Annotated in this window: 19 protein-coding genes; 14 read left to right on the top strand and 5 right to left on the bottom strand. The window is 40.4% G+C overall.

Annotated elements, in window-relative coordinates:
- From Q8P28_07845 to Q8P28_07855, 3 genes are all read left to right on the top strand, one after another.
- A partial coding sequence (locus tag Q8P28_07845) for an IS3 family transposase (GenBank protein MDP2682700.1) occupies window positions 1–105 on the top strand: 105 nt, incomplete at its 5' end.
- Between the two features lie 410 nt (window positions 106–515).
- Window positions 516–1,262 carry a glycosyltransferase family 2 protein gene (locus Q8P28_07850; protein ID MDP2682701.1) on the top strand — a complete coding sequence of 249 codons (747 nt, stop codon included), beginning with the start codon at window positions 516–518 and terminating at the stop codon, window positions 1,260–1,262.
- Window positions 1,238–2,218 carry an SPASM domain-containing protein gene (locus Q8P28_07855; protein ID MDP2682702.1) on the top strand — a complete coding sequence of 327 codons (981 nt, stop codon included), beginning with the start codon at window positions 1,238–1,240 and terminating at the stop codon, window positions 2,216–2,218. Before Q8P28_07850 ends, Q8P28_07855 begins: the two co-directional genes overlap by 25 nt.
- Window position 2,219: 1 nt before the next feature.
- Here Q8P28_07855 and Q8P28_07860 read toward each other — a convergent pair whose 3' ends face one another.
- The 5 genes from Q8P28_07860 to Q8P28_07880 all read right to left on the bottom strand — a co-directional run bounded on the left by Q8P28_07860 (window position 2,220) and on the right by Q8P28_07880 (window position 4,160).
- Window positions 2,220–2,381 (bottom strand): type II toxin-antitoxin system RelE/ParE family toxin, encoded by a 162-nt coding sequence (locus Q8P28_07860; GenBank protein ID MDP2682703.1) that lies wholly within the window; start codon window positions 2,379–2,381, stop codon window positions 2,220–2,222.
- Window positions 2,369–2,554 carry a hypothetical protein gene (locus Q8P28_07865; protein MDP2682704.1) on the bottom strand — a complete coding sequence of 62 codons (186 nt, stop codon included), beginning with the start codon at window positions 2,552–2,554 and terminating at the stop codon, window positions 2,369–2,371. Before Q8P28_07865 ends, Q8P28_07860 begins: the two co-directional genes overlap by 13 nt.
- A 109-nt stretch (window positions 2,555–2,663) precedes the next feature.
- Window positions 2,664–3,035: a DUF202 domain-containing protein gene (locus tag Q8P28_07870; protein MDP2682705.1), complete on the bottom strand. Its 372-nt coding sequence runs from the start codon at window positions 3,033–3,035 to the stop codon at window positions 2,664–2,666.
- Between the two features lie 67 nt (window positions 3,036–3,102).
- On the bottom strand, window positions 3,103–3,588 hold the full coding sequence (locus Q8P28_07875; protein MDP2682706.1) for an FxLYD domain-containing protein: 486 nt from the start codon (window positions 3,586–3,588) through the stop codon (window positions 3,103–3,105).
- Between the two features lie 98 nt (window positions 3,589–3,686).
- A complete protein-coding gene (locus Q8P28_07880; protein MDP2682707.1) occupies window positions 3,687–4,160 on the bottom strand; it encodes a hypothetical protein in 474 nt (157 codons plus the stop codon).
- A 218-nt stretch (window positions 4,161–4,378) separates the two neighbouring features.
- On the opposite strand from Q8P28_07880, the gene rfaQ reads away from it, so the two are divergent.
- From rfaQ to Q8P28_07935, 11 genes are read left to right on the top strand one after another with little or no spacing between them, the layout of a single operon-like run.
- A complete protein-coding gene (gene rfaQ / locus Q8P28_07885; protein MDP2682708.1) occupies window positions 4,379–5,575 on the top strand; it encodes a putative lipopolysaccharide heptosyltransferase III in 1,197 nt (398 codons plus the stop codon).
- Window positions 5,576–6,253, top strand: a complete 678-nt coding sequence (locus tag Q8P28_07890) for a class I SAM-dependent methyltransferase (GenBank protein MDP2682709.1) — start codon at window positions 5,576–5,578, stop codon at window positions 6,251–6,253.
- The gene (locus Q8P28_07895) at window positions 6,253–7,353 is read left to right on the top strand and encodes a glycosyltransferase family 4 protein (GenBank protein MDP2682710.1); all 1,101 of its coding nucleotides are present in this window, start codon (window positions 6,253–6,255) and stop codon (window positions 7,351–7,353) included. The genes Q8P28_07890 and Q8P28_07895 overlap by 1 nt, the downstream gene beginning before the upstream one ends.
- Window positions 7,350–8,138: a polysaccharide deacetylase family protein gene (locus Q8P28_07900; GenBank protein MDP2682711.1), complete on the top strand. Its 789-nt coding sequence runs from the start codon at window positions 7,350–7,352 to the stop codon at window positions 8,136–8,138. Before Q8P28_07895 ends, Q8P28_07900 begins: the two co-directional genes overlap by 4 nt.
- Window positions 8,135–9,247, top strand: coding sequence for a glycosyltransferase family 9 protein (locus Q8P28_07905; GenBank protein ID MDP2682712.1), 1,113 nt, complete (start codon window positions 8,135–8,137; stop codon window positions 9,245–9,247). The genes Q8P28_07900 and Q8P28_07905 overlap by 4 nt, the downstream gene beginning before the upstream one ends.
- Window positions 9,244–10,401: a glycosyltransferase family 4 protein gene (locus Q8P28_07910; protein MDP2682713.1), complete on the top strand. Its 1,158-nt coding sequence runs from the start codon at window positions 9,244–9,246 to the stop codon at window positions 10,399–10,401. The genes Q8P28_07905 and Q8P28_07910 overlap by 4 nt, the downstream gene beginning before the upstream one ends.
- A complete protein-coding gene (locus Q8P28_07915; protein ID MDP2682714.1) occupies window positions 10,398–11,507 on the top strand; it encodes a glycosyltransferase in 1,110 nt (369 codons plus the stop codon). Before Q8P28_07910 ends, Q8P28_07915 begins: the two co-directional genes overlap by 4 nt.
- The gene (locus tag Q8P28_07920; GenBank protein MDP2682715.1) at window positions 11,507–12,715 is read left to right on the top strand and encodes a glycosyltransferase family 4 protein; all 1,209 of its coding nucleotides are present in this window, start codon (window positions 11,507–11,509) and stop codon (window positions 12,713–12,715) included. Before Q8P28_07915 ends, Q8P28_07920 begins: the two co-directional genes overlap by 1 nt.
- The gene (locus Q8P28_07925) at window positions 12,716–13,825 is read left to right on the top strand and encodes a glycosyltransferase family 9 protein (GenBank protein ID MDP2682716.1); all 1,110 of its coding nucleotides are present in this window, start codon (window positions 12,716–12,718) and stop codon (window positions 13,823–13,825) included.
- Window positions 13,803–15,113: an O-antigen ligase family protein gene (locus Q8P28_07930; protein ID MDP2682717.1), complete on the top strand. Its 1,311-nt coding sequence runs from the start codon at window positions 13,803–13,805 to the stop codon at window positions 15,111–15,113. Before Q8P28_07925 ends, Q8P28_07930 begins: the two co-directional genes overlap by 23 nt.
- On the top strand, window positions 15,085–16,161 hold the full coding sequence (locus Q8P28_07935; protein ID MDP2682718.1) for a glycosyltransferase family 9 protein: 1,077 nt from the start codon (window positions 15,085–15,087) through the stop codon (window positions 16,159–16,161). The genes Q8P28_07930 and Q8P28_07935 overlap by 29 nt, the downstream gene beginning before the upstream one ends.
- The last annotated feature ends 100 nt before the right edge of the window (window positions 16,162–16,261 follow it).

The following is a 16,261-nucleotide window of genomic DNA, read 5'->3' on the forward strand; positions in this document are numbered from 1 at the left end:
AGTATTTTTAATTATATTGAAATATTCTATAATCGAAAGAGACGTCACTCAACACTGGGGTATCTTTCTCCAGTATCTTATGAGCTCGAATCTATGGTAGCCTAACCTAACTTAGTGTCCTTAAATTCGGGGGAAGTCCAATATCCCTCCTTTGTGATATCTTGTGGTTGTTCCTTGGGCCGTAAGTATCTTAGAAAGTAAAGTCCTATACTCTTGCTCTGCCGCGCTATAATCAGTTTTTTCGATAAATGATAGCGCATATTGTTCGCGAGTTTGATAAAGACTTTGAAGTTCTGGTGATAAATCCGATTTCTTATTTTCAATCACATTCATTATTCGTTTTGACGCCCAACAATATATTTAACAAGTTTTCTCTATTTAAGCAAAAAACAGGGTATAGTCAAGCAAAAACAACTCATTTAAAACTTCTTTTTTCTCTTATTCTATGCTATGTTATGATTGCTTTACGGCTCTTTTTTATCCGCTCTCTTATATGATGAGCCTATTTATGTATTATGCAAAAAATTTCAATTACCATCATAACCCTCAATGAAGAAGCTAATATCCGCGCCTGCCTTGAGAGCATCAAATGGGCTGATGAAATCCTTGTTTCGGATTCGGGAAGCAGCGATAAAACTGTTGAGATTTGTAAGGAATACGGGGCAAAGGTTTTTAATGACAGATGGTTGGGTTTTGGCAAACAGAAGAATTTAGTTGCAGGCAGGGCAAAGAATAACTGGATTTTAAATATTGATGCGGATGAGAGGGTGATCCCTCAATTGCATGAAGAAATAGAATCAGTTTTGAATGAAAGCGGCTGTGACGGATACAATATCCCGCGTAAAAATTTTTTTGGAGGCAGATGGATAAAATATTGCGGCTGGTATCCTGATTATAATCTAAGGTTTTATCGAAAGGATAAGGGAAGCTTTAATGAGCGGAGCGTTCATGAGGCAGTTCAGATTAACGGGAAGACGGGCTATCTTAAATCTCAGATGGAACACTATACATATCGTGATGTAAGCGATTATTTAAAGAGGATGGACAGATACTCTGCCCTGGCCGCTGAGGAGATGTTTAAGGAAGGCCGTAAGGCAGGTTATTTTGATATCTTGTTTAGGCCGCTTTTTACATTTCTAAAGATGTTTTTCCTGCAGAAGGGTTTTATGGAAGGCAGGACAGGCATGGTGTTGTCAGGGCTCTATGCCAGCTATACACTGTCAAAGTATGCCAAGCTATGGGAGATGTCAGGAAAACGGTAATGCGAAAAACATTAGGCAAAATAGTGCGTCTTCCTTATCCCTCAAACCTTATTTTAGATATACACTCCTATTGCAATGCAGCTTGCAAAGTATGTCCATATCCAAATTTATCAAAAAAGCTGACGATGGGTATAATGGAGGAGGGTTTATTTAAAAAAATTGTTGATGAATTTTCTTCTTTTGTTAAAAACTATCCTATCCGCGGCCATATAATATTCTGCAATATGGGAGAGCCTTTTGTAGATTCAAAGGTTTTTGATAAATTTTCCTATGTTCTTAATGCCGGTTTGAAATTAGCGATTCAAACAAATGCATTTTTGTTGACCCCGGACCGTATAGATAGATTGGTCACAATGGGGATTAAAGCCCCAATTTATATAAGTTGTCATGGTATTACTCCAGGTGTATATAAATACATCATGGGATTAGATATCGATAAAACACTCAAAAACATAGATTACTTAATTAAACATTATCCAAAAGGCCTCATACAAATAAGGGCGATTTCTTACAATTGGCCTTTGGGGGAAGTTTTAAAGGTAAAACGCTATTGGGAAGGAAAAAATATCCCGGTAAAAATTTTTCTGCCAAATTCTCGTACGGGGTTGGTTAACAATTGCAGTTCGTGGAAATTGAAGTATCCCGGCAATAAACTTAAAGGATGTAAAAAAACCCTGCCTCTCCGTGACATGGTAGTTGCTTTCAATGGCGATGTTTTATTATGCTGCGAGGATATGGGAAGGGAAATAGTCATGGGAAACTTAAAAGAAAACTCTATTCATGAAGTCTGGAATTCTGCTAAGGCAATGGACATACTTGAAAAAGTCTTTTTAGGCAAACCAAGTGATGATAATTTTATATGCAAAGAATGTGAATTCGGAAAGTCGACAACTTTTAAAAAAATTATCAGGTCTATCGACAACGAATGGCATAAACTCTTGAAATGCTCTATTTAAGTTATGCAAGAATCAAAACAAGCGACATCCTCTCCACCCTTAAGAGATGTAAAAAAAATCCTTCTACGACCATAAATGCGGCCGTTGGATTGTCAGCGGCTATATAATCGTGAATATCCTTTAGCCACCGCTCTGCTTCGTTAGTCCAGATTATTTTTGCCATGTCCGGATCCGGTGCCTCATATCCTCATTAGAAATTACTCGGTCACTGCGCGAATCGTCCAAGCCGCGTTCAACCATGTGCTCGAAGGCGAGTTCACGAATAATCTCTTCATATGAAGCATCGTCCGGTTGTTCTTGAATTACTTCCGACATTCGTGTTTTTACTGACAACATTTATTGATCCTCCTATATTTAGGAGATTAGCAAAAGACCGAAGTAAAATCAATCACTTTAAAGGGTTTAAAGGGTTACTGCACCTCCCCCTTTACTTCTACTTTTCTGGTTATGCGCGACTGACATAAAGCCCCACTGCAAGGATAGCGCCCAATAGCGCCACTACTCCATTAATAATTAAGCCGCCTTTCGTTGCATAGCCTTGGGGAAGTTCAGATGGATTTAGAGTTTTCAAAACTGTCATGTATTGGCGAGAAGAGTAAAAGGCTGCGAATACACCAAGGGCAATAAACGCTATGCCCAGCCAAAATGTTATGACCGCGCTGCTCGTGTTTACGGACGTGGGCAAAAGTTCAGTAAGCAGAATGCCAGAGCGTTCAACCAGGAACCCAAAGGCAATCAACGCCAGGCTGGTTCTGCTCCAGGCAAGCAAAGTGCGTTCTGCTGCAAAAAGAACTCTCGGATCTTTAAGGTCTGACACATTTTCTCCTAAGCGCATAACGAATTTGGGTGCAGGCGCGCGTCGGCTGCACCCATTTGTTAGCAACTCAATTGGCTTTCGATACACGCCCGATTGATATAGATACTTTTTTAAACTCCGGTGAATGACGATGTGTGATTTCAAATTTCTTCGCTGCGCCAGGATTCAACCGCTCACCCGAGTTTGTATAGTCGGTATCGACAACTGAACCTTTCGAGTTCATATATTCCGCGCGCACCTCAAAGTAACCAACAGGAACTTCACCGATATTTTTTACACTCCCTCGAATGTGGTTCCAATCTCCTTCGCTGGTCCACTCCCATCCTTTCACAATATCTAGTTTTATTTCAGGCGTTACCGTTGTGATGTTATTCGTGGAAGATTTATGACCCAAACTTCCAAGTATGCTAATGATGACGAGAAAGACAAAGATTACGCCGATAGCTCCAAGGCAGCCGATACCTTTCTTTTTTACCGGCGCTCCGCAATTGGGGCATTTTTCAGCTTCCGTTGAAACTTCTTTACCGCATTCCTTGCAAACCTTTAGAGCCATACACGCACTCCCCTTTTAATTGAGTCTTTGCCAGCTAACGACTGGGGTAAGACGCGCGCTTTAGCGCGTCGAACTCGACCCATTTGTTAGCCGTATTCTTATCTAATATTACTAGCCCACTGAAATAAATAATCATTATACTCACCAACTGCAATAATTTTTTCAAATGGTTCTAGGGTGCCCATCATGAAATCAAATTGGATATCAGAAATTAACGATTTTATAACTTGTTCATCAATTATGTTTGCCATATGTAAATGATATATTTTTAAATAATATCCTTTTATTATTCTTCTTGCGTTATTAAGGTTATTAAATTCTTGATTATTTATCTCTTTAAGTTTTCTAAATTCATCAGTAAAATTACCTTCTTTAGATTTTTTATATTCACTCAATAATCGCAAGGCATCATGCATGGGCTGAGAACTGAATTCAGTCCTAAGTTGGACTAATATCTGTGCTTCTACCCCCTTATAAGATGCTTTCACAGCACACCAAGCAGCTATTGCGGCTGCCATCGCTGCAATAGCACTTATAGCACTGAAAATATTTGCGACAATTGTACTGTTCATTTTATATAAGGCTAACATTATATTTTATGCCGCATGCGTCTATTGGTTGTGATTTTAGCTAATACCACGTGTTCCGTCAAGAGGAACCTCTATTCTATAAGTGGGCAACTTATTGAATACAAAGCAATTATTTTTACTTGATTATTATGCCGCATGCTATGTAATATTTGAAGTAATTATGTTAGATTCATTCCAACAATTTTTGAGCACAATAAAGAGTGTTCCCAAGAAGAATCTCTGCTATTATTGAAAATGGATTTCTAACGGTATTTAAATTGGTTGAATTCAGAGATATAAAAAAAATCCTTATAATTAAACTTCGTCATATCGGCGATGTCCTTTTGACCACACCCGCCATAAGGGCAGTCAAAAACACCTTTCCCAATGCCAATATAACAATCGTTGTGAACTCAGGGACAGAGGCTGTGCTTGAAGGAAATCCCCTTATTAACGAGATATTTGCACTGGACAGGTCTATGCTTAAACAGTCTCTTTTTAAAAGGGGCGGGTATGAGATATCTTTTGTAAAGAGGCTCAGGAAAGGGCATTTTGATATGGCGATAGATTTTACAGGCGGCGACAGGCCTGCATTGTATTCTTTTTTAAGCGGCGCAAGATATAGGATAGGATATAATGCAGTGGACGGCTTTGCAGGCAAGAGATTCTTATATACGCACAGATTTGAGGTTAATAGAGAAAACCATACTGTTCTTCAAAATATGGAGCTTTTAAGCAAGGCCGGCATAGAGGTTAAAAACATTGCCGTTGATTTTTATATCTCAAGAAACGAGGAGGAGTGGCTGAGCGCTGCTTTGCAGGAAAATGGTGTAAAAGAGGGCGATGTTATCGTCCATATCCACCCTACCTCCCGCTGGCTTTTTAAATGCTGGAACGATGAGGCTATGGCAGATGTCATTGACCGTATTCAGGGGCAGTATGGGGCAAAGGTCATTCTAACATGCAGCCCTGACAAAAGAGAGATGGATAAGGCAAACAGGATTATTGAACTTGCCAAAAACAAACCCATTTCCTTCATAGGGAATATAGACCTTAAAAAACTCGGCGCGATTGCAAAGAGGGCAAGGCTTTTTTTCGGCGTGGACTCCGCGCCTATGCACATTGCGGCTGCTGTTAATACGCCAGTAGTGGCGCTGTTCGGCCCATCAGGGGCGTTTCACTGGGGACCGTGGGAGAATGACTACAGGGGGCAGGGAAAACCATACTCGAAACGAAATGGAATACAAATGTTTGGAAAACATACTGTAATTCAGAAAGATTGGAACTGTATCCCATGCGGGAAGGACGGGTGTGAGGGAAGCAAAGTAAGCAGATGTTTAGAAGACATCGGGATAAACGAGGTTATGGGCATTATAGAAGAAAAACTAAAAAGCGCAGATAACATGAGGAGGCGCTGAATGAAAGAAGTGCACCTCGTCATATATAATCTCCTGAAAGATAAAAAGAGGGGTATGCTTCTTGATGCCGCATGCGGCACAGGGGGACTTGGCGGCGCCCTTGCTGAGAGAGGGTTCAAGGTATTCTCAGTGGATTTTTTGGACTGTCCTGAGAATAAAAGCCGTTTTGTAACGGCTGATATCGGCAGTTCTCTTCCCTATAAGGGAGAGGCCTTTGATTATGTAATATGCGCCGAATCGCTCCAATACATAGAAAACCGTGAGAGGCTTTTTTCTGAATTAAACAGGGTGCTGAAGCAGGGCGGAACTCTTATCATCAGCCTTCCAAACATACTCGCAATATCTTCGCGGTTTTACTTTCTGAGGAGGGGGTATTTCCCGCATTTTAAACCTGTAAGGACAATGATAGAAAACAGAAGATGGGATAATGTCTATAATCCCGTCTCTTTTGTAGAGGTCTTTCAGTTGATAAAAAGGAATGGTTTAGAGATAAAGGCTGTATTCGCCAGCCGTACAACTCTAAAAGGGTGGTGGCTCTATCCATTCATTAAGGCTCTATACCTTATAGGCTTTTTATTTGATAAAAATAAGAATAAGGCAGAGCTTATCAGGTGGTTGGCCTCTGAAGAACTCCTCCGGGGAGACCATCTTGTTATATGCAGCGTTAAAGGAAGCTGATGGCAATTACCATACTCCATACCGAATCCTCAAAAGGCTGGGGGGGGCAGGAGAATAGAACCCTCAAGGAATCTATTGGTTTAAAAAAAATGGGTGGAAGGGTGATTATCGCATGCCCGCCTGACAGTAAACTATCAAAGATCGGGGCTGAAAATAACATAGAGATAAGGACAATAAAAATGGAAAGCAGTTTTTCCCTGTTTGCCCTTGCCTCTCTTTTAAGGATTATAAAACATGAAAAAGTGGATATTATCTGCACCCATAGCGGCAAAGATAGTATGCTGGGGGCGCTTGCAGGAAGGCTTTCCACGAGAAAGCCGATTATTGTAAGGACCAGGCATCTGGCGCTGCCTATAACATCCAGGATTACATATTCTATTCTGCCGCATAAGGTTGTTACAGTCAGCGAATATGTAAAAAAATATCTTATTGAAGAAAAAGGCATACCAGCAGACATGGTAATCAGCATTCCAACTGGCGTTGCCCTGGAAGTCTTCAACCCGGATGTTGTAAAAGCTGTTTCAAGGGAAGAACTTGGCATATCATCAGATGCTGTCATTGTAGGGACAGTAGCTATTTTAAGGCGTAAAAAAGGACACCATACGCTGCTTGATGCGATACCTCTGGTTTTAAAGGAAATCCCGAACGCAATCTTTATCTTTGCAGGCGATGGGCCGCAGAAAGAGAATATTGAAAAGAAGATAAGGGAGCTTGGGATAGAAAGAAATATTAAACTTCTTGGTTTGAGGCAGGATATCCCCGGGATTTTGAAGGCGATGGATATTTTTGTGCTGCCTACCCTGCAGGAGGCGCTCGGCACATCCTTTCTTGAGGCTATGGCAATGAAAAAACCTGTTGTTGGAACAATGGTTGGGGGCGTGCCTGAGGTAGTTAAGGATGGCGTTACAGGGATTTTAGTTCCCCCTGAAGAGCCGCTTAAGCTTGCTGATGCAATAATAACCCTGCTTAAGGACAGAGAGCTGATGAAGAAGATGGGGGATGAGGGTAGAAGGGATGTGGAAGAAAAATATAGCGTTGATGTTATGGTGAAGAGTTTATTTGATTTTTATAATTCCCTTATTGGTGAGGCCGTGAGATGAGCCCTGTCCCTGTTTTCATGTATCACCATGTAAATCCTCATAAAGGAGACATGGTTACTGTAACTCCGGGCGTATTTGATGCACAGATGAAATTTCTATCAGAGACAGGATATAGGACATTAAGCGCCGGCGAATTGGTTGAGTTTGCCGGCGGGAATCTTGCAATAAATGGAAAGGCTGTTGCAGTCACATTTGACGACGGGTATCTTGACAACTATGTTTATGCCTTTCCAGTCTTAAAGAGGTACGGCATTAAAGCAACTATATTTTTGGCGACAGATTGGGTGGAGAAAGCATCAATGGTTATGAATAATGGGGCAATATCAATTCCGTCCCATAAAGAAGGTAAAGGCCTTATGTCCGGCAACAGATTCCATAAGGTTGTCATGAACTGGGATATGATTAGGGAGATGCAGGAGAGCAAACTTGTGGAATTTTATTCGCATACAATGACGCACCGAAAGTGCGCTGAATTGCCGGAAGATGAACTGAAAAGGGAGCTTAAGGATTCAAAGACGATAATAGAGGAGAGGCTCCGCAGACCCTGCCCTTATCTGTGCTGGCCCAAAGGGTCGTATAATGAATCATCCATAAGGATAGCAAAAGAGTCCGGCTACAAGGCATTATTCACAACAGAAAGGGATATTGTGAAGCATGGTTCAGACAGGTTTCACCTCGGAAGGATAGTGGTGAAAGACGACATCAAATGGTTTAAGAGAAAGCTTCTGATATATACTAATCCATTGCTAACAAGGCTCTATCTCGCAGTAAGAGGAAGAAAATGAGGCTAAACCCGGTTGACTGGCTGCTCTATATTGTTGTCAGAACAATCAAGGCATTTGACAAACGCGATACTGATTTGAAATATTTTGTCCCTGATAGAGTAAAGAATATCCTTGTTGTATCATCAACAGCCATAGGGGATACGCTCCTTTCAACGCCGGCAATAAAGGCAGTTAGAGGGCGCTATCCGGATGCAAAGATTATTGCGCATTTTAACAAAGCCAATATGGAGATGTTTGAAAACAATCCGCATATAGACGGCATAATCCCATATTACGGCGGATATAAAAAGTTTTTAAAAACTGTAATGGATTTCCGCAGACACAGGTTTGATGTTATTTTGATATTCCACGGCAATGAGCCTCAGGCAACGCCAATGGCATATCTGTCAGGCGCGGATTTCATTGTAAAGCGGCCAAACACCAGCGAATATAACTTTCTTTTATCCAACAAAGAACCCTGGGAAGACACGGGGCATGGCATTGAGCAGAGGCTTAAAGCGGCTGCGCTCATCGGCTGCAGCGTTCAAGACAAAAAGATGGCGCTGCCTGTGGAAAAACAGGATGAAGATGCTGTAGCAAAATTTATTGCAAAGGAAGGCATCAACAATAATGATATACTAATAGGGTTTCAGGCAGGCGCATCAACCGCAAGCAGGATATGGTTTGCTGACAGGTTTGTGGAGCTTGGTAAAAGGCTTATGGCGATATATCCTAAAGTGAAGATTATTATTACAGGCTCGCCGGATGAGAGGGATTATTGCGAACGGATTGCCGAAGGGATAGGGGAAGGGGTGGTTGTTTCAGCAGGCAGGCTGCCATTAAGACAGGTGCCGGCGCTTGTTAAAAGGTTTAATGTTTTGGTAACTGGCGATACAGGAATCATGCATACTGCCATTGCAGTTGGGACATCTGTTGTTGCGCTCTATGCGGTTGCGGATTGGAAAAGGACAGGGCCATATTACGATTTGGAAAGGCACAGGGTCATTCAGAAATGGAAGACATGCGATCCGTGTGTGAGCAAAAAATGCGAATATCAGAAGTGCATGGAGAATATAAGTGTGGATGAGGTATTTGATGCGGTGAAGGATATTCTTGGTGATAGATTATGAAGAGGATTGCGATTGTCCTTGATAACAAAATAAACAGATGGGCGCTCCAGAGATTTGAACCTCTGAAGGATGTTATGGATATAACAGTATTTGTCGGCGAGAAGAATGACTATGATGTAAAATCAATTGATTTAAATAAAAGGCAACTGACTCATGCAGAAGAGATTATTCTTGTCTTAAAAGACCCTTTAACAGCGTATAGGCGTATTATCAAAGCCCCTTATAAAAAGATGGATTTTTATTATTTTTCTCTGAAAAAATATCTCAAGGGGATGGACATGGTTTATTCCTGCGATATAAGCCGTTCTGCTTATACATTGGCAAGTTTAAAGGATGAACTTGGGTTTAAATTTATTCTTTCATGGTGGGAGAATATACCATTCAGGGCAGTCTTTGATGAAAAGACAGCATTTCACAAAAGGCTTGTGATGGATAAGGTTGACCTTTTCCTTCCTTTTACTAAAATGGCAAAAGAGGTTTTGAAATTAGAGGGTGTGCCTGAAGAAAAGATTGAGGTAATATATCCGGGTGTTGATATGGAAAGATTTAAGCCGGGCAAAAAACCAGAACATTTGCTCGCCAAGAATAACATACCTGTAAATTCATTTGTTATTTTATATGTTGGAAAGCTTGTTTCATGGAAGGGGGTTCATAATCTTGTTTATGCTGCGCGGATTTTAAAACAGAGAGGGGTTAGGGATTTTGTTGTAGCTGTTGCAGGAAAAGGCGCTCAAAAGGAAAATATGGAGAAGCTGATAAAAGAATCTGGCACAGAAGACAATTTCAGATTTCTGGATTTTATCTCATATGACGAGATGCCTGAAGTGTATAGAATGGCGGATGTTTTTGCCCTTCCCAGTTATCCCACAATGACATGGCAGGAGCAGTTCGGGATGGTGCTTATAGAGACAATGGCATCAGGGAAACCTATAATATCTACAATGAGCGGCGGAATACCAGAGGTTATAGGAGATGCAGGCATACTTATCCCCTCAGGCGATTATTTTCAGTTAGCAGAAAATATCCACAAATTGATTAAAGATGATAATCTGCGGGGTGCATTGGGCAGAAAGGCGATGGAAAGGGCAGGGGGGTTGTATGATGCACGCAAAAATGGAATGCAGTTTGAAAGTATTTTAGAAAATAGGTTATGAAGATACTTGTTATAGGAACACCAAAGCGGGACTTCCATATAGGATTTGATAATTTAGTGCTCGGGTTAAAAAAAGCAAGGATTGATTTTGACCATTATCCTAATATACTTAAAGAGAGTTATGGTCATACAGGCACATATCAATTAAGATTTGATACTGCTAATATATCATATCCTGATTATTCTACTATTGTTGAAAATCTGAAAAGAGGGCATTATGATTTAATAATTACAACATCAAGCCGTGTTGATTATAAAGGAGGAAAACACGGATTTTTGTCACAGATTGGCAGGAGATTAAAATATTCACTTGAGTCAAACAAATATAAGATGGGTGGAACACTTGTTCTGGACTGGATGAGAAATGGGATTGACCTCCCGCCTTTTATAGTTATTGATGATAATGACGACCCTTTCATCTGGCCTGCGGATTTTGACCTTCTCTTGAATTGTAAAGTCTATTTTAAAACTGAAGTGCCATTTAACAGGTTTTTATGTTTCAGACTTTTTGAATCAAGACTTAATAAGCAGCAGCAGATTGACCTTGCTGAAAAAATCAGACCATACTGGATTTCATATGACAGGGAATCAATCGCTGCCTTCACAGATATAGCTGGGTTTAAGCCGTTTTCTGAAAGGGATATAGATGTTTCATATCTCTGCAATATTCATATGAACTTTCAGCGGATAAAGATTTTGCCAACGCTGGATAAGATTGGAGAAAGGTATAAAGTAATAACAACCAAAAATGGAAAATTCAGCAAAGAGGAATTTTATAAATTATCAAAGAGGTCTAAAATAAGCGTAAGCCTTGCTGGTAGACGCTGGGACTGCCCCAAGCATTATGAACTTCTGCTTTGCGGGACACTGCTTTTTATATCCCGCCCTTCAATAGAGATGGCAATTGATTTAAAAGATGGTGAGAATTGTGTTTTTCTGGAAAATGATTTTAAAGATGTTGAGAAACAAGTAGAATATTATCTTAATAATCCTGCCTTAAGTTCTTCTATTGCAGAAAAAGGCTATAATCTTGCAAAGGATTCTCTGGGGAACGACAAACTGGCAGAATATATCCTGAAAATAGTAAAAGAGGTGATTGTAAACTAATGTCATGTAAAAGGATTGTTATCCTTGATACGGGAAAAGAATGGGGAGGGGGCACAAACAGCCTCATCGAGCTTCTTAAGCGGATGGACAAGAGCCGATATGAATTTTCAGCCGTCTTTTATAACAATTACAAAATGGGTAAAGATTCTGATATTAAAACAGAGATGGAAAAACTTGGGTGTAAATTTATTCTCATTGAGCAGACATCCCAAAAGGTTTATTTAAAGATATTAAAGGAGGTAACGAGGATTGCCCTCTTTTTCAGTGAAGGGCTAAAAAAAAGGGCAATTTTTTATCTTGATTATCTTTTTAGAATACTTCCCGATTCAGACAAAATTGCGGCATTAATCAGGGACGGAGGGTGCGACCTTCTTTATATGAATAACCAGCCTTCGTCAAATCTTGAAGGTATTTTGGCTGCCAAAGCCCTTAATCTGAAGTGCATCCAGCATTCAAGGATAGACGTTAGTTTAAATTCATTTGAGGCAGATGCTGTAAATAACGGGGTTTCAAAGGTTATATGTGTGTCAAAAGGGGTAATGGATAGTCTTGTGAGAAGTGGTGTCAGCCCTCAAAAATGTGTTGTTGTTTATAATGGCATTGACTCTGCTATGAAGCCCATAGCTTCTGTTTTAGAAATCAGAAGGATGTATGGTATAAATGATGATGAGATTTTGATAGGCACTGCAGGCTCTCTTATAAAAAGAAAGCGAATAAACGATTTAATTGAGTCGTTGGTTGAACTACGGGAGAAAAGCGATAAGCCTTTTAAGTGTATGGTTGTTGGCGATGGGCCTGAGCAGGAAAACCTGCAGAAAGAGGTTTTACAAAGGGGGCTAAAAGAAAAAGTGATATTTACCGGTTTCCAAAGCGATGCTATTTCCCATATAAATGCTATGGACATATTTGCGCTTCCATCCGAGAAGGAAGGCTTGCCGAGGGTTATTCTGGAGGCCATGCTTATGGCGAAGCCTGTTGTCGCATGCAATGTAACCGGTTCATCGGAACTCGTTATTGACGGCGAAACCGGTTTTTTGGTTTCGGTAAAGGGTGCTGATATGCTTGCAAATGCCTTATTGAAACTTGAGGCCTCGGATGATTTGAGAAGACGAATGGGTGAAAAGGGTAGAATGAGGGTGATCGAAAGATTTACAATTGGTAAATATGTAAATGGTGTCAGTAACATCTTTGAAGAGGTTTTAGCCTGAGTGATATACATAGCGCTAACCTACTTGTTTTCGCCGATATTATACCTTTTACTATTTTTCAGAAAAAAAGATATAAGGCGCATTTTGGTAATCCAGACAGCCAAGATTGGCGACCTTATCTGCTCCACGCCTGTTTTCAGGGCGATTAAGAAAAAATATCCTGACGCCCGCCTGTCGGTGATGGTAAATCCGGTTACAAGAGAACTTCTTGAGCATAATCCATATATAAATGAAATCATTCCTTTGCAAAAGGACTTCTACAAAGGATTTACAGGCAAGGTACGATTGGCAGTATTATTCCGCAAGGGAAGATACGATGTTTCAATATCTCTTAACCCGAATGTCCCGTTTACACTTGCCATGTTCTGGGGGCTTATCCCTGTGAGGATTTCTATTATGCCTGATTTCGCAGGCATTACATATAAGATGGCATCCGTATTTTCTACATATCTTGAAAGGCATATAAGAGGCAGGCTTGTTGCAGATACATATATGAGGATGTTAAAGGGAATAGGTATGGAAGGCAATGATATATCTAAAGATATTTTTAAATCACCTGATGCCGATAATAAGATTGAAAGGTTTTTAAATCGAGAAAATTCAAAATTCAAGATAGGCATTGCCGTAACAAGCGGGAATAGATTAAAGGAGTGGGGCGTTGAAAAAATAGCCTCTCTCGTTGACAGGTTGATAACAGAATTGAACGTATGTATCGTGCTTATAGGTTCTGAGACAGACAAAGATGTTTCTGATAGAATATTAAAGACAACAGAGCAGAGAGATATGATAATAGATGCGGTTGGCAAATTTACTATCGGTGAACTGCCGGCGCTTATTCAGAGGTTGTCGCTTTTTATAGGTGTTGATACAGGCATTATATATATGGCGGACGCCTTAAATGTACCCATTGTTGATATTGCCGGGCCTGCCGATATGCAGGATCAGCGTCCTACAGGCAAGAAGGTTGTAATAATTCAAAAAAAACTTTCGTGTGTTCCATGTTCTCACGCATTTAAAGCCCCGTATAGCTGCCAATACTGGCATAGGGAATGTATAACAAGTATTACGGTAGAGGAGGTCTTTGAAGGTGTTTCAAGGCTTATGGCTTAAATACGAGGAGAGAATTTATAGCTTAATACCGCCGCTTCTCTTAATATACATTTTTTTTCAGCCTTTTAATCATTTTGCGGGCATAAGAAATACTGCGTTCTACGCTATGCTCCTGCTTTTTTTGATAAAGATAATAAGAAGAGGCATTAAGCCTGCCTCCGAAGGTTTTAATTGGAGGATTAACTGGAAGGACAGCGCTATGATAGCATTTTTTATCTTGCTCATGGCTATCCTCGTCAGTATCTTTTTCAGCAATTATATCATTGACAGCCTGAATGCCTTCAGGAAGAATTTCTTTTATCAGATGGTGGTTTTTTTTGTAATTTTGACTGAATTCAGAGACATTGGAAAACTCAGGGCATTATTGGGTGCGGTCGTTCTAAGTTTTATTACACTTACGATTATTATCTTTATAAAGAATCCACCTGCCAGTCTCCTTAATATCCTTGAGTTAAAGGCAGACAGGGAAACCTTCCTTGCCGGGTATGCCCTCAATGCTGCCTTTTACATACCGTTCACCCTTGGCTATCTTTTCAGTATAAAAGACAGGATAATAATGCGGGGATTTTTATGGGTTATGCTGTTGGCAGAATTTGTGCTGGTGTGGCTCTATTATAGTTCAAGGACGACGATTATCGCTATTTTTATATCAACCGTTGTTATAATTGCAATATCCAAAAGGTATAAAATGCTCGCAGCTATCATTGTTCTTTTTCTTGCGGTTGGAGGCGTCAGTTATTTTAAAAAGCCCGAGTTGATTGACAGATATAAAACCCTGTTATCTTTTCAAACATATACAAGCAATGTAGGTTTAAGCGGGAGAGGGTATATATGGAAAGGGGTTGTTGATATAATTAAAGACAGGCCAATTATCGGCTATGGTTATGGCTGGAAAAAGGTTGCAACAGTAGTCAGAGACGAGGGTTATCTGGAGAGATGGAAAAACAAATGGCCCGAAACATACGATTATTTCAGCAGAACCAGTTATGGAAGCGCAAATCCACATAACCTATTTCTGCAAATACTCTTTGAGGTCGGGATACTGGGTCTTGTTGCGTTTATTTTATTCTGGGTTACAGTCTGCATAAAGGTTGTAAAGATAATGAAATCGGGGGCAAGAGTTGAATTGAATTGTTTTGTAAAATACGGGGTGACGGGTGTTCTTGTGGCTTATGCCATAGTAAACATGACAAACGGGCTCTGGGAAGAATCCTATGGGATTCTTACCTTTGCCCTATCTGCCGTCATAATGGTTATCTATGAACAAAATAGATGCAAAGACCATTAAAAAAATCCTCTTAATCCGCCGCGACAATATTGGCGACCTTATTTGCACAACACCTGCAATTCGCGCGCTGCGTGAAGAATTTCCTAAAGTAAAATTAAGTGTCCTGGTAAACAGTTACAATGCGGAGGCGCTGGAAAATAATCCTGATATAGATGAAATCTATGTCTACGAGAAGGCAAAACACATTGAAGACAAAAACAGGTTTTCAGTCTGGTTAAAAAATTTAAAACTTCTTTTACAGATACGGAGAGAAAGATACGATGTGGCAATTGGCTGCGGCTATAGATATTCTCCAAGGCTGGCAAGATATACATTTCTGACAGGAGCTAAGAACAGGATAGGATATGTGAAATCTGGCGCAAACTCTATTTCTTACAACATCCCAATGAATGAGCCAAGAGAGCCTATTCATGAAGTAGTTGCCACATTTAAACTCCTTGAGCCACTGGGAATTACAGGTGAACCGCCATGTCTTGTTTTAATGCCGTCTGCTCAGGAAAGGGGAAAGGCCATGCAGTATCTTAAGTCTCAGGGATTAACTCATGATAATATTGTAGCAGTGCATATAAGCAGCAGAAAAGAAAATAACCGATGGTCAGCGGAAAGATTTATCGAACTTGGCAACGAGCTTACAGAAAAGTATAATATAATACCTTTAATACTCTGGGCGCCGGGCAGCAGCAAGAATCCAAAACATCCGGGGGATGATGAAAAGGCTTTGGAAATAGCAAAAGGTATGGTTTCAGTTCCGGTTCTGTATAAAACAACAAAGTTAAAAGAGCTTATCGCTGCAATAAGTTTATGTAAATTGGTTGTATGCTGCGATGGAGGCGCTATGCACATTGCAGCAGCCCTTGGCAAACCTATATTAACAATATGGGGTTCTACTGATAAGAAGAGATGGCTGCCATGGAAGGTTGAAAATATTATACTCCAAAAGGGTAGAAACGCCGCTGATGTTAATGTAGAAGAAGCAGCGGCTGCATTTGCAAGGCTTTGGGAGAGAACCCACATGAGCCACAGGCTCACAAAGGGGCATGAAAATTAAACCACCATTTAATCCTCTCCCACATGCTTATTATAGTGAACGGCATAAATAAGTTGACATTCTTCTGTAGCTCAAACCTTTAGGTTTGAGGTTTCTCAAG

The sequence above is a fragment of the Deltaproteobacteria bacterium genome (assembly GCA_030690165.1).
Classification (GTDB): domain Bacteria; phylum Desulfobacterota; class GWC2-55-46; order UBA9637; family UBA9637; genus JACRNJ01.